The 13,045-nt window shown below is 69.4% G+C and carries 13 protein-coding genes; 8 read left to right on the forward strand and 5 right to left on the reverse strand.

The window, feature by feature from the left end; all coding sequences use genetic code 11:
• Positions 1-95: 95 nt before the first annotated feature.
• The 4 genes from K8940_RS04310 to K8940_RS04325 form a co-directional block, all read right to left on the reverse strand.
• The gene (locus K8940_RS04310; protein ID WP_223393297.1) at positions 96-1,103 is read right to left on the reverse strand and encodes a glycine zipper 2TM domain-containing protein; all 1,008 of its coding nucleotides are present in this window, start codon (positions 1,101-1,103) and stop codon (positions 96-98) included.
• 140 nt (positions 1,104-1,243) lie between these two features.
• Positions 1,244-2,002, reverse strand: coding sequence for a bifunctional 2-polyprenyl-6-hydroxyphenol methylase/3-demethylubiquinol 3-O-methyltransferase UbiG (gene ubiG, locus K8940_RS04315; protein WP_223395765.1), 759 nt, complete (start codon positions 2,000-2,002; stop codon positions 1,244-1,246).
• Entirely contained in the window at positions 1,999-2,385 is a 387-nt protein-coding gene (locus K8940_RS04320; RefSeq protein WP_223393298.1) for a type II toxin-antitoxin system VapC family toxin, read from the reverse strand. Before K8940_RS04320 ends, ubiG begins: the two co-directional genes overlap by 4 nt.
• Complete coding sequence (locus K8940_RS04325) at positions 2,375-2,893, reverse strand: AbrB/MazE/SpoVT family DNA-binding domain-containing protein (protein ID WP_223393299.1); 519 nt, start codon at positions 2,891-2,893, stop codon at positions 2,375-2,377. The genes K8940_RS04320 and K8940_RS04325 overlap by 11 nt, the downstream gene beginning before the upstream one ends.
• A 202-nt stretch (positions 2,894-3,095) precedes the next feature.
• On the opposite strand from K8940_RS04325, the gene K8940_RS04330 reads away from it, so the two are divergent.
• The 8 genes from K8940_RS04330 to ispG all read left to right on the forward strand — a co-directional run bounded on the left by K8940_RS04330 (position 3,096) and on the right by ispG (position 12,542).
• Positions 3,096-4,343 (forward strand): aspartate kinase, encoded by a 1,248-nt coding sequence (locus K8940_RS04330; protein WP_223393300.1) that lies wholly within the window; start codon positions 3,096-3,098, stop codon positions 4,341-4,343.
• Between the two features lie 90 nt (positions 4,344-4,433).
• On the forward strand, positions 4,434-4,898 hold the full coding sequence (locus K8940_RS04335) for a hypothetical protein (protein ID WP_223393301.1): 465 nt from the start codon (positions 4,434-4,436) through the stop codon (positions 4,896-4,898).
• A gap of 18 nt (positions 4,899-4,916) precedes the next feature.
• Positions 4,917-5,648, forward strand: a complete 732-nt coding sequence (locus tag K8940_RS04340) for an AraC family transcriptional regulator (RefSeq protein ID WP_223393302.1) — start codon at positions 4,917-4,919, stop codon at positions 5,646-5,648.
• 69 nt (positions 5,649-5,717) lie between these two features.
• Positions 5,718-6,686, forward strand: coding sequence for a DMT family transporter (locus K8940_RS04345; protein WP_223393303.1), 969 nt, complete (start codon positions 5,718-5,720; stop codon positions 6,684-6,686).
• 283 nt (positions 6,687-6,969) lie between these two features.
• Positions 6,970-7,356, forward strand: a complete 387-nt coding sequence (locus tag K8940_RS04350; RefSeq protein WP_223393304.1) for a glycine zipper 2TM domain-containing protein — start codon at positions 6,970-6,972, stop codon at positions 7,354-7,356.
• Between the two features lie 276 nt (positions 7,357-7,632).
• Positions 7,633-9,897, forward strand: a complete 2,265-nt coding sequence (gene ptsP / locus K8940_RS04355; RefSeq protein ID WP_223393305.1) for a phosphoenolpyruvate--protein phosphotransferase — start codon at positions 7,633-7,635, stop codon at positions 9,895-9,897.
• 197 nt (positions 9,898-10,094) lie between these two features.
• Complete coding sequence (locus tag K8940_RS04360) at positions 10,095-11,219, forward strand: helix-turn-helix domain-containing protein (protein ID WP_223393306.1); 1,125 nt, start codon at positions 10,095-10,097, stop codon at positions 11,217-11,219.
• A 183-nt stretch (positions 11,220-11,402) separates the two neighbouring features.
• On the forward strand, positions 11,403-12,542 hold the full coding sequence (gene ispG / locus K8940_RS04365; protein WP_223393307.1) for a flavodoxin-dependent (E)-4-hydroxy-3-methylbut-2-enyl-diphosphate synthase: 1,140 nt from the start codon (positions 11,403-11,405) through the stop codon (positions 12,540-12,542).
• 4 nt (positions 12,543-12,546) lie between these two features.
• Here the strand turns inward: ispG and K8940_RS04370 are convergent, their stop codons facing one another.
• On the reverse strand, positions 12,547-12,963 hold the full coding sequence (locus K8940_RS04370; RefSeq protein WP_223393308.1) for a helix-turn-helix domain-containing protein: 417 nt from the start codon (positions 12,961-12,963) through the stop codon (positions 12,547-12,549).
• Positions 12,964-13,045: the final 82 nt, after the last annotated feature.

Below are 13,045 nucleotides of genomic sequence, written 5' to 3' on the forward strand. Positions count from 1 at the left end.
TGGTTTAGATCCCTCGGGTCGTAAACGCCCAAGCTGACGGCGGGTTTCCAGAAAGTCGGCTACCTGACCTCCAGCTTGGGTCTTACGGTTCGGGATCAGCCGTCGACGCGGTAGCGGCCGTCGGCGTCGGGGCAGACGCGCACGTAGCGGGTCTCGACACGGCCGTTGTACTCGGTCGGGGCCGGGGCCAGGCGGCAGCGCTCGCTGGCCTCGGCGTAGCGGCCGTCGGCGTAGCGATAGGGCTGGGTCTGGTCGTAGCTGTAGTAGCTGCCGCGCGTGTCGCACTTGGCCGAGGCGTTGCCCACGGCCGCGCCGACGCCGGCCCCGACCAGGGCGCCGAGGACGGTGCCTTCCGGACGGGCGTTGCGGGCGGCGACGTTCGAGCCCAGCGCCGCGCCGGCCAGGGCCCCGATCACCCCGCCGACGGTGGCGTTGCGCTTGGCGTCCTGGCGACAGTCGTTCGGGTAGTTGACGTTGGCGCTGGTGTCGATGCTGTAGGCTCCGGCATAGGGCGCGGCGTAGCGGCTGGCCTCGCCCGGATAGCGGCGGTCATAGGCGCCCGCGCCGCGACGGAGGTCATAGTCGTCGCGGGCCGACAGGTAGCGGTCGCGGTCACGCTGCCACTGCTCGCGGCCGACGTCGTAGCCGCTGGCGTAGCCGACGCCGCTGGCGCGGAAGCGGTCGGCCTCGCTGGGGTGGCGACGGTCGTAGGCGCCTTCGCCGTTGCGGCGGTCATAGTCGTAGCGGGCGCGTTCGTAGTTGGCGCGAGCGCGCTCGAAGTCGGCCTGCTCGGCGTAGTAGGCGGCGCTGTCGCGATATTGGGCGACGCGGTAGCGCTCGGCATAGGTCGGATAGCGGCGGTCATAGGCCCCGCGGCCGTAGCGGCGGTCATAGTCGTCGCGGTTGTGGATGTAGTTGGCGCGGTCGCGCTCGTAGGCCGCCTGGCGGTCCTGATATTCGGCCACGCGCTCGTAGTAGTTGGCGCGCTGGTTGTCGTAGTTTCGCAGGCTCTGCTGATAGGCCGAGTCCTGCGCGAAGGCGGGGGCGATCGCGCCGCACGCCACGGTGGCGGCCAGCACGGCGGCCAAGGTCTTGGAAGTCATGAGAGTGTCTCCGTTCCCTCTAGAACGGATCGACGGCCGACCCCCGACAGTTGGGTCGCCAATCCAGGTTCATTGTCCCTGCGCAAACAAAAGCTCGCGGCGGGGCGAAGTTCCCGGATCTTGACCTTTTCAACCCTTGGTCAGTCCTTGGTCACGGTCATCATGTAGTTGATGTCGGCATCGTTCGACCGGCTCCAGCGGCCGGTCAGGGGGTTGTAGGCCACGCCGAACGGGCCCTGCATCGCGACCGGCTCGCCGGCGAGGAAGGCGCGCAGCTCCTCGGGCTTGAGGAACTGGTTCCAGTCGTGGGTGCCGGGCGGCACCCACCGCAGCACGTATTCGGCCCCGATCTTGGCCAGGGCCAGGGCCTTCAGCGTGCGGTTCAGGGTGGCGACGATCATCAGGCCGCCGGGCTTGAGCAGGCGCGAGCAGGTGCGCAGGAACTCGCCCGGGTCGGCGACGTGCTCGATGACCTCCATGGTCAAGACGACGTCGAACGGCCCCGCGCCCTCGGCCAGCAGCTGCTCGGCGGTGGCGGGACGGTAGCCGATGTCCAGGCCCTGCTCGGCCGCGTGGGTGGCGGCGGTCTTGATGTTCTTTTCCGAGGCGTCGATGGCGGTGACGGCGAAACCCAGGCGGGCCATCGGCTCGGACAGCAGCCCGCCGCCGCAGCCGATGTCGAGCAGGGACAGGCCCTCGAACGGGGCGCGGGCGTTGGTGTCGCGGCCGAACCGCTCCAGCGCCTGCTCGCGGATGAAGGCCAGGCGGCAGGGATTGAACACGTGCAGCGGCGCGAACTTGCCCTTGGGATCCCACCACTCGGCCGCGATGGCCGAGAACCGCGCCACGTCGGCGGGGTCGATGCTCCAGGAGGGGGCGGCGCTCTGAGTCATGGTCAGCGTATGAGCACGACTTCGACCGGCAGGTCCAGATCGGTCCACACCCTATCGGCGGTCATGACGGGCAGCTTCTCGCGCATGGCCAGGGCCAGGCAGGCGCGATCGCCGAGGGAGAGACCCTTGTGGCGAGTGGCGGCGCGGAGGAGGGCGGTCCGCATCGCCAGATCGCGGTCGAAGTCGGCGACGCTAAGCGAGAAGGCGTCCAGTTGATGGTCGACCTGGGCCGGCGACAGGCCGCTGTCCAACAGCTTGGACATCACCTCCGTCAGATTGACCGAACTGATCGCGGCGCCGGCTAGAGCGACCGCCACATGATCCCGGCCATGTTCCCGAAAGGCCAAGGCGAGGATCGCCGAAGAATCCATGACGACCTCAGTCGTCATGGCGCGCCCCGGCCCCGTCCATCTGGCCTTCGAGCGTGTCGATCGCGGCCTCGCGCCGGCGCTCCTCGATCAATTCCTCCGACGCCAACATGCCGGGAGGGTGCGGCGCCTCCAGCCGCGCCTTCATCAGCCGTAGCCCGGTTTGGCCGCTGACCAAGGTGAATGTCTCTTCGCCCAGATCGGCGACGATGAGGCCGCCCGGCGCCGAGCCCAGCGCCTTCAGCACCTCGGGCGGCAAGACGACCGCACCGTTCGCCTCGACGCTCAGGAAATAGGTGTGGGGAGGTTTGTACTCGAAGGGCCTGACGTCTGCTTCGGCCATGCCGTCGGCCGCCATCGAGGCCAGCGTGGGCGGACCGGGCTCCTCCAGCACGTTGCGCACATGCTGATAGCGCTTGCCCAGCAGCCGGGCGATCTCGGCGCGGGGATAGCCGGCGGCGGCCAGGGCGCGGATCTTGGCGGCCACCGTCTTACAGTCGGCCAGCGTCTTCTTGAGCTCGGGCGTCATGGGCCCTCCGGCGCGAACTTGGATAGGTAGATAGTCAGTCAGGTTTCGGTGTGAGTCAATTGCACGGTCGCCGCGACGAAAAAGACACATCGGCGACATTGCCGTTGCGCCATCGCCCCGCTAGAAGGCCCGAGCTTGCGCGAGGGGGAGCGATCCGGCCGCGCGGGCGCAAGAAATAACCAAGTGTCGAGGTACCAAGGACGTGTCACGTCTGGTGATGAAGTTCGGCGGCACGTCGGTGGCCGACCTGGAGCGCATCCGCCGTGTGGCGCGCCTGGTCGCCGCCGAGGTCGCGACGGGCAAGCAGGTGGCGGTGGTCGTGTCGGCCATGTCGGGCAAGACCAACGAGCTGGTCGCCTGGACCGACGGCGCCGGCCGCGCCGCTCAGGGTCTTCCGGAATCGGACGACGAGTACGACGCCGTCGTCGCCTCGGGCGAGCAGGTCACGGCCGGCCTGCTGGCCATGACCCTGCGCAACATGGGCCACAAGGCCCGTTCGTTCCTGGGCTGGCAGGTGCCGATCATCACGGACGAGGCCCACGGCCGCGCCCGGATCGAGGAGATCCCCTCGGCGAACCTGGACGAGTGCTTCGCGAACGGCGAGATCGCCGTCATCGCCGGCTTCCAGGGCGTGACCCCCAAGCAGCGGATCACCACCCTGGGCCGGGGCGGCTCGGACACCTCCGCCGTGGCCATCGCCGCCGCCGTCAAGGGCGCGTGCGACATCTACACGGACGTGGACGGGGTCTACACCACCGACCCGCGGATCGAGAGCAAGGCCAAGCGCCTGGCCAAGATCAGCTACGAAGAGATGCTTGAAATGGCCTCGCTGGGGGCCAAGGTGCTGCAGACCCGCTCGGTCGAGATGGCCATGGCCCATCGCGTCCCGGTGCGGGTGCTGTCGAGTTTCGTCGAGCCGGGCGAAGCCCCCGGCCAAGGTACGATCGTCTGCGACGAGGAAGAAATCATGGAAAAGCGCATCGTCTCGGGCGTCGCCTACAGCCGCGACGAAGCCAAGATCACCCTGCTGGGCCTGCCCGACCATCCGGGCGTGTCCTCGCAGATCTTCGGCCGCCTGGCCGACGCCAACGTCAATGTCGACATGATCGTGCAGTCGCGCGCCCGCAGCGCCGCGACCGCCAACATGGAGTTCACGGTCGGCAAGCGTGACGCAGCCCGCGCCGTCGAGATCGTCCGCGCCGCCCAGGCCGAGATCGGCTTCGAGGACGTCGCCGTCGACGAGGACGTCTCCAAGGTGTCGGTCATCGGCGTCGGCATGCGCAGCCACGCCGGCGTCGCCCAGTCGATGTTCCAGGCCCTGGCCGAGAAGAACATCAACATCCAGGTCATCTCGACCTCGGAGATCAAGATCTCGGTCCTGATCGACGCGGCCTACACCGAACTGGCCGTCCGCGCCCTGCACGCGGTGTACGGGCTGGACCAGCTGTAAGAGACGAGGGCGGAGCGCGATCGCGCTCCGCCGTTGTCCAAACGTCGTGTTCTGACGTTATGAAGGCGCAGCGCGCTTTCGAGAGTTTCCATGTCCGACGTCTTCAAGTTCGATCCCGACGCCAAGACCGTCACCTTCCACGGTGATGCGGGCCTGGACCTGCTGTACGACCTGCTGCTGCGCGCCAAGTTCGGCGACGGCTACGAGAAGCCGCTGCTGATCAGCCCGTGGCTGGCCGCCCTGCTGAACCAGCTGGACAAGGCCCTGCCGGACGATGGTCAATGGTTCCCGGAAAAGCCGGGTCAGCCGATCTTCGACACCGACGACCTCCTGGCCATGGGCGACGCGGTCATCGAGGAAGGTCACACCGTCGGCTGGTGGACCATGACCGAGCCGGAAAAGCGCGCCTATCTCCGCAACGTCGTCGCCGCCCCGCACCCGCTGACCGACCTCGAGGTCGAGTTCATCGAGAACGACATCGACGCGGCCCTCGCCCAGGCCCGTCGCCTGGTCCAGGACGCCGACGAGCCCCTGGCCCTGCCGGGACACGGCTGATCCCGCTATAGTCGCGGCATGGGCCACGACCTGACCGCCCCCGCCGAACTGTCGTTCCGCCGCTACGGCGAGGGCGCGCCGCCGCACGTCCACGCCTTCGACCAGATCGTGCTGCCGCGCCGGGGCGTGCTGGAGATGGAGATCGACGGCAAGGGCGGCCGGGTCGATCCGGGCCGCGCGGCGGTGGTGCCGCCCGGCGCGCGCCACGCCTTCGCCGCCTCGGGCGAGAACCTGTTCGTGGTCGCCGACATCGGCGGGACCCTGATGAAGCCGTTCGTGGCCCTGCGCGAGCGGCCGTTCGCCCCGGTCACCGGCGCGGTGCGCGGCCTGCTGGACTATCTCGCCGGCGAGGTCCCCGGCGCGATCGAGACCGGAGTGGCCAGCCTGTGGACCCCGCTGCTGCTGCGCGGCCTGTCGGCGGCGCCGATCAACGTGGATCCACGCCTGGCCCGCGCCGCCGCGCTGATCGAGGCCCGCTTCGACCAGCCGCTCACCGTCCGCGACCTGGCCGGCGAGGCCGGCATGAGCCAGAGCCGGTTCTTCACGCGGTTCGCCGACGCCTATGGGACCACGCCCCACGGGGCCTTGTCCGACGCCCGGCTGCGGGCGGCGCAAAGGCTGCTTTCGGACACCACCCTCTCGATCGCCGAGATCGCCGTTCGCACCGGCCACGGCGACCAGAGCGCGCTGACCAGACGTATGAAGACGGTGCTGGGCGTGACGCCGGGGGCGTGGCGGAAGGGGCGCTAGGGAGCATCCGCCAAACCTCCGGGAGCTTTCGCCAAGCCGCCGCTGGTTCGCGGTGCTAAGCGGAAGGCCATGAACACCTCCCGCAATCTCCTCCTTGGCCTGCTGTGCGGCCTGGTCGCTGGCGCGTTCTGGGGCGGCGTGTTCCTGGCGCCGAAGCTCTTGGACGCCTTCACGCCGCTGCAGATGACGGCCGGGCGCTACATCGCCTATGGCCTGGCCTCGGCGGTGCTGCTGATCCCGGCCTGGCGGACCGTAATGGGCCGGATGGACGGCCGCGACTGGCGCGACCTCTTCCTGCTGAGCCTGCTGGGCAACCTGATCTACTATGTGGGCCTGTCGGTCTCGGTGCAGAGCGCGGGCGTGGCCCTGGCCTCGCTGATCATCGGCCTGCTGCCGGTGACGGTGACGCTCGTCGGCGCCCATTCCGGGAAAGGGAGGGCGGGGGAGGGGGTTCCGCTCCGCCGCTTGGCCGCGCCCCTGGCCCTGATCGTGGCCGGCGGGGTCTGCATCAACGTCTCGGTGTTCACGGAAGGCCACGGCGCGGGGATCGGCAAGCAAGTGGTCGGCGTGCTGGGCGCGCTGCTGGCCCTGGCCATGTGGACCGCCTACGCCGTCTGGAACGCCCGGCGCCTGGCCGCCACGCCCAAGTTCAACAGCCACGAGTGGTCGCTGCTGACCGGCGTCGCCACGGGCCTGCTGTCGCTGCTGCTGGTGATCCCGGCCTTCGGGCTGGGCGGCAAGGTCCACGCGCCGGCCGCCCATACCCCTGAAGCCTGGGGCTGGTTCTGGATGGTCAGTTTCGCCGTGGCGATCGGGGCCTCGGTGATCGGCAACGGCCTGTGGAACGCAGCCAGCCGCCTGCTGCCGCTCAGCCTGTCGGGCCAGATGATCGTGTTCGAGACCCTGTTCGCCCTGCTGTACGGCTTCCTGCACGAAGGCCGCTGGCCGCGCGGGCTGGAGGCGGCGGCGATCGCCCTGATGCTGGTGGGGGTGCTGTGGTCGGTGCGGCTGCATCGGCCCAAGGTGGATTTGGCTTAGCTCTTAACTTCCCCAAATCCGCCTCCCCGGCGAAAGCCAGGGCCCAGATGGAAAAGCGCCGAGGCGCATCCAGGGGCGCTGAGTTCTTCCCATCAGCCCCAGCGATCAGGGATCTGGGCCCCGGCTTTCGCCGGGGAAGCCGGGGGAGGGAGGCCCCCAAAACTTTTTTGCAACATGACGCGAACCTGAACGGCGCGGTTCAAATCAGGTTCAGGCGCGGGGTCCTACAAAGGATCCCAACAGCGCCGCACAGGGCGACGCTCGAAAGATTAGGAGCCCTGCCATGAAGACCATCGGCAAGTTCACCAAGACCGCGATCGCCGCCACTGTCGCTGGCGCGCTGATCGTTCCCGCCTCGACCGCCTTCGCCGGCGAGAAGACCGAGCGCGCCATCATCGGCGCCCTGATCGGCGGCGTGGCCGGTGCGGCCATCGGCGACGGCAAGACCGACGCGGTCGCCATCGGCGCGGTCGCTGGCGCGGCCCTGGGCGCCACGACGGCCAAGGACAAGCACGACCGTCGCTACAGCCGTTCGTACCGGACCGCTCCGCGCTACGAGCAGAGCCGCTACTACGACAACAACCGCTACGCCTACGATCGCGGCTACCAGAACAACCGCTACGCCTATGATCGCTACGGCAACCGTTACGACTACGGCTATCGCCGCTAAGCCCCGGATTTCCTCGCTGGAGTCATGATCCCTCCCCCAGCGTGTTCCCTGCGCCGCCCCACCCGGGGCGGCGCTTTTTCGCGCCGACCCGGCTTCAAGCAGGAAAGTCGGGGCGGCGCTTTTTCGTGCCTGCGCACCTAATCGCTGTTCGGTTGATCCAGGTCGCTTCCGCGCGGGCGAAAACTGCTATAGCCCCCATGTAGAGGACGGATCGGTTTTAACCCCTGGCGGCTGAAGCTGGGCTACAAACCAATTCTCGCTTTAGGGAGCGCGCTCTTGGCGGCATCTGGCATCGCCGTTCGAGGACCCCGCAGCCTGCTGCGGCAGATACGCGAGGCCATGGCCGGCGGCGGTCCCGCCCAGGCCAAGCTCGACATGGTGGTGCGCACCATCGCCATCTCGATGGTGGCGGAAGTCTGCTCGATCTATCTGCGCCGCGCCTCGGGCGATCTCGAACTCTTCGCCACCGAGGGCCTGTCGCGCGAGGCCGTCCACGTCACCCGGATGAAGCCGGGCGAGGGCCTGGTCGGCGAGACCATGCGCCTGGGCCGACCGCTGAACCTGTCCGACGCCGCCAGCCATCCGCAGTTCTCGTACCGCCCGGAAACCGGCGAAGATCCCTACCATGCCTTCCTGGCCGTGCCGCTGCTGCGCGGCGGCCGCGCGATCGGGGTGCTGGTCGTCCAGAACCGCACCGAGCGGGTCTATGACGAGGAGGAGGTCGAGGACCTTCAGATCATCGCCATGGTGCTGGCCGAGATGGTCAGCTCCAGCGAGCTGCTGGGCGCCGACGAGCTCAAGGACGTCGAGCTGGCCCCGCACAAGCCCGAGCGGCTGAAGGGCTCGCGCTTCGCCGAGGGCCTGGCCTACGGCGTGGCCGTGCTGCACGAGCAGCCGGTGGTCCCCGAGACCCTGCTGTCCGACGACGCCCTGGCCGAGGAGGCCCGGCTCACCTACGCCATCGAGGCGCTGCAGACCCAGATCGACCAGATGCTGGAGGGCCAGCACGGCCTGGTCGGCGCGTCGTATGAGGTGCTGGAGACCTATCGCCTGTTCGCCCATGACCGGGGCTGGAACCGGGGCCTGCAGGAGGCCGTACGCTCGGGGCTGACCGCCGAGGCCGCCGTCGAGCGCGTGCGTTCCGAGCACCGCGCCCGCCTGGGCCAGGCTCGCGACCCCTATCTGCGCGAGCGGCTGCACGACCTGGAAGACCTGAACGACCGGTTGCTGCGCCACCTGTCGGGCGACGTCCACGCCGTGCGCCAGCTGCCCGACGACGCCATCCTGATCGCCCGGAACCTGGGTCCGGCCGACCTCTTGGAATACGACCGCACCAAGCTGAAGGGCATCCTCCTGGAGGAGGGCAGCGCCGCCAGCCACGCCGGCATCGTGGCCCGGGCGCTCGACATCCCCTGCGTCGGCCGCCTGATCGGCCTGCGCGACCGGGTCAGCGAGGGCGACCCGGTGGTGGTCGACGCCGAGACGCAGGAAGCCTGGCTGCGGCCGCGTCCGGACGTGGTCAAGGCGTTGAAGGTCCGGATGGAGGTCCGCGCCCAGCGCAAGGCCGAGTTCGCCCGCCTGCGCGACACTCCGCCGATCACCAAGGACGGGGCCAAGATCACGCTGCTGATGAACGCGGGTCTGGCCGTCGATCTCGACATCCTGGCCGAGACCGGCGCGGAGGGCATCGGCCTGTTCCGCACCGAGTTCCAGTTCATGGTCGCCGAGGAGCTGCCGCGCCTGGAGGCCCAGACGGCGCTCTACGAGAAGGTGCTGGAGGCCGCCGACGGCATGCCGGTGACCTTCCGGACCCTGGACCTCGGCGGCGACAAGCTGCTGCCGTACATGGAGCTGGAGCGCGAGGACAATCCGGCCCTGGGCTGGCGCGCCGTGCGCATGGGCCTGGACCGTCCGGCCCTGCTGCGCATGCAGATCCGCGCCCTGATCAAGGCCGCCGCCGGCCGGCCGCTGAAGGTGATGTTCCCGCTGGTGGCCAATGTCGACGAGTTCCGCGCCGCGCGCTCGTTCGTCGACCAGGAGGTCGCCTGGGCCCTGAAGCGCGGCCGTCCCGCGCCGTCGCGCCTGGACGTCGGGGCGATGATCGAGGCCCCGTCGCTGCTGTGGCATTTGGACGCGCTGTTGCCGATGACCGACTTCGTTTCGGTCGGCACCAACGACCTGATGCAGTACCTGTTCGCCGCCGACCGGGGCAATCCGAAGGTCTCGGACCGCTATGATCCGCTGTCGCCGGCCGCCCTGCGGGCGCTGAAGACCATCCAGCAGGCCTGCGCCGACACCGGCACGCCGGTGTCCGTGTGCGGCGAGATGGCCGGCCGTCCGCTGGAGGCCTTCGCCCTTGTCGCCCTTGGTTTTGAAGGACTTAGCATGCCGCCGGCCGGTATCGGCCCGGTCAAGCAGATGGTGCTGTCGCTGGATCGCGAGGCCGCCCGCCGCAATGTCGAGGCCCTGCTGAAGGGCGCCGGCGGATCCCTGCGCGGCGAGATCGAGACCCTGGCCCGGAAACTGTACGTCGCGGTCTAGGTCGATTTGTGGTCAAAGCTTGGCCGTTGACCTAAGCGCTGCCGTTTAGTCCATTGAATCCGGCTACTTAGTTTGTTACTCCAAACACTTGTTAACCTCCGTGCTGTACGGATTCGGGGAGCGTACGCGGCGTTCGCGCATCATCGGTTTTCGGGATGCGCGCCGAGGCGTGATTTTTGTGGGGCTGCTTACTCGCCATGCCGCTGGATATGGGCAATGTGAGGCGGTTGCATCTGGTCGCCGACGCCGATGCGGACGTCGCGGCCGAAGTGCATGACGCGCCGGTCGCCGACGCATCCGTCGTGGTCCTGCACCCCTCGCCGGACGAGGACGCCGATATCGGCGCGGCCCTGAGGTCCGCCCGGACCGCCCGGGGCATGAGCGCCCAGGACGTCGCCGAAGCCACCCGCATCCGCCAGAGCTATATCGAGGCGCTGGAAGCCATGCGCGTCGAGGACCTGCCCTCGCGCCCCTTCACCATCGGCTATGTTCGCGCCTATGCCAGCCTGCTGGGCCTGGACGCCGAGGCCGCCGTGGCCCGCTTCAAGCACGACGCCCCCGATGACGGCGGCGAGCTGCGCGCCCCGGTCGGCGTGCGCCGCGAGCGCGATCCGCGCCTGGCCATGATCTTCGCCGGCGGGCTGCTGGTGGTGGGCGCCATCCTGCTGTGGAACGTCGCCCAGCGCGCCATGGCCAAGGACGAGCCGCCGGCCCAGGTGGCTCCGGCCACCACCTCGGCCCAAGTCCAGGCCCACGCCAGCAACAGCCAGGTCGCGCTCGGCGCGCCGCTGCCGGCCCCGGTCGAGTCGACCACGCCCGAACCCTACAAGACTCCCGGCCTCGACGACGCCGCCGCCAACGGCGGTTCGGTCGACGCGGCCAAGGCCGCCGCCAAGGCCCGCGCCGAGGCCGACGCCAAGGCGGGGGTCGTCGATCCGGCGCTGCAGATCAAGCTGGGCGCGCCGTTCAAGGCCAAGGGCGCGGTGATGGGCGCCGCCCCCGGCGAGGGCTCGGGCGTCATCCTCCAGGCCCGCAAGGCCGCGACCCTGGTGGTGCGCGGCGGCGACGGCCAGGTCTATTTCGCCCGCGCCCTGGCGGCCGGCGAAGCCTATCGCGCCCCGCGCACGGCCGGCCTGATCGCCGACGTCTCGGATCCGGCGGTGTTCGAGGTCTACGGCAACGGCGCGCTGACCGGCCGCCTGCCGTCGAACTCGACCGCGCTGGGCAAGCTGGTTCCCGCCGCGCCGGTCGCGACGGCTGTGGCTCCGGCGGGTCCGGCGGCGGTTCCGACGGCCCAGCCGGTGGCTCCCAAGCCGCAATGATCCCTTCTCCCCCTTGCGGGAGAAGGTGGCCGCGAAGCGGACGGATGAGGGGTTGAAAGCCCCATCCGAAACGCCGGTGCGACCCCTCATCCGTCGCCTGACGGCGACACCTTCTCCCACAAGGGGAGAAGGAATGGGGAAGAGGCCTTCTATCCGCCCCCAACACCCTCTAAATTACCGCCCATGGCCGCAGACCACACGCACGTCCGTCCCTGGCGCATGATCACGCGCCGGCAATCGCGCAAGATCCGCGTCGGCGATGTCGAGGTGGGCGGCGACGCGCCGATCACGGTGCAGTCGATGACCAACACCCTGACCAGCGACGCCGCCGCGACGCTGGAGCAGATCCGCCAGTTGGAAGAGGCCGGGGCCGACATCGTCCGGGTCAGCTGCCCCGACACCGACTCGACGGCCGCGTTCAAGACCATCGCCCGCGAGGCCAAGGTCCCGCTCGTGGCCGACATCCACTTCCACTACAAGCGCGGCATCGAGGCGGCCCAGGCGGGCGCGGCTTGCCTGCGGATCAATCCGGGCAATATCGGCTCGCCCGACCGCGTCCGCGACGTGATCCAGGCCGCCCGCGACCACGGCTGCTCGATGCGGATCGGCGTCAACGCCGGCTCGCTGGAGCGCGAGCTGCTGGAGAAGTACGGCGAGCCGTGCCCCGAGGCGATGGTCGAGAGCGCCCTGAACCACGCCCGCATCCTGCAGGACCACGACTTCCACGAGTTCAAGATCTCGGTGAAGGCGTCCGACCCGTTCATGACCGTGGCCGCCTACTACCAGCTGGCCGAGGCCATCGACTGCCCGCTGCACCTGGGCGTGACCGAGGCCGGGGCCACGCGCACCGGCACGGTGAAGTCCTCGATCGGCATCGGCTCGATGCTGTGGGCCGGCATCGGCGACACCATCCGCGTCAGCCTGGCCGCCGATCCCGTCGAGGAGATCAAGGTCGGCTTCGATATCCTGAAGTCGCTGGGCCTGCGCCACCGGGGCGTCAACATCATCGCCTGCCCGTCGTGCGCCCGGCAGGGCTTCAACGTCATCAAGACGGTCGAGGCCCTGGAAGAGCGGCTGGCCCATATCGCCACGCCGATGTCGCTGTCGATCATCGGCTGCGTCGTCAACGGCCCGGGCGAGGCCCTGATGACCGACATCGGCTTTACGGGCGGCGGGGCCGGCGCGGGCATGGTCTACATGGCCGGCAAGCCCGACCACAAGCAGTCCAACGACGGCATGATCGACCACATCGTCGAGCTGGTCGAGAAGAAGGCCGCCGAGATCCAGGCGGCGCAGGCGGCCACCAGGGTCGCGGCCGAATAAGGCTCTACGCCTCCTCGGCCATCACCCGCACCAGGTCGACGATCTGGCGGCGCACCCGGCCGGGGGCGATGCGGGGGAACAGCTCGGCCAGCTGCAGGCCCTCGGCGGTCTGCAGGAAGGTCTGCACCGTGCGGTCGGCCTGGGCGCCGGGACCGTCGGGCGCGGCCGCCTCGACCGGGTCGGGCAGGCCGTCGAAGAAATAGGTCACGTCGGTCCCCAGCAGGGACGCGATCCGGAACAGCTTGGACGCGCTGATCCGGTTCTCGCCGCGCTCGTACTTCTGGACCTGCTGGAAGGTCAGCTCCAGGGCGTCGGCCAGCTGCTCCTGGCTCACGCCGATCAGCTTGCGCCGCATCCGCACCCGGGCGCCCACGTGATGGTCGACCGAGCTCGCGCGCCGTCCGTCGGTGTCCTTGGCCATGAACCTCTCCGCCACTCATCGTCAGGTGGCCGCATCCAACCCGAAAGTTGCGGTTCAACGAGGGCCCGTCTGTATCGGCGGC

It is taken from the genome of Caulobacter segnis (genome assembly GCF_019931575.1).
GTDB classification, from domain to species: Bacteria; Pseudomonadota; Alphaproteobacteria; order Caulobacterales; family Caulobacteraceae; genus Caulobacter; species Caulobacter segnis_C.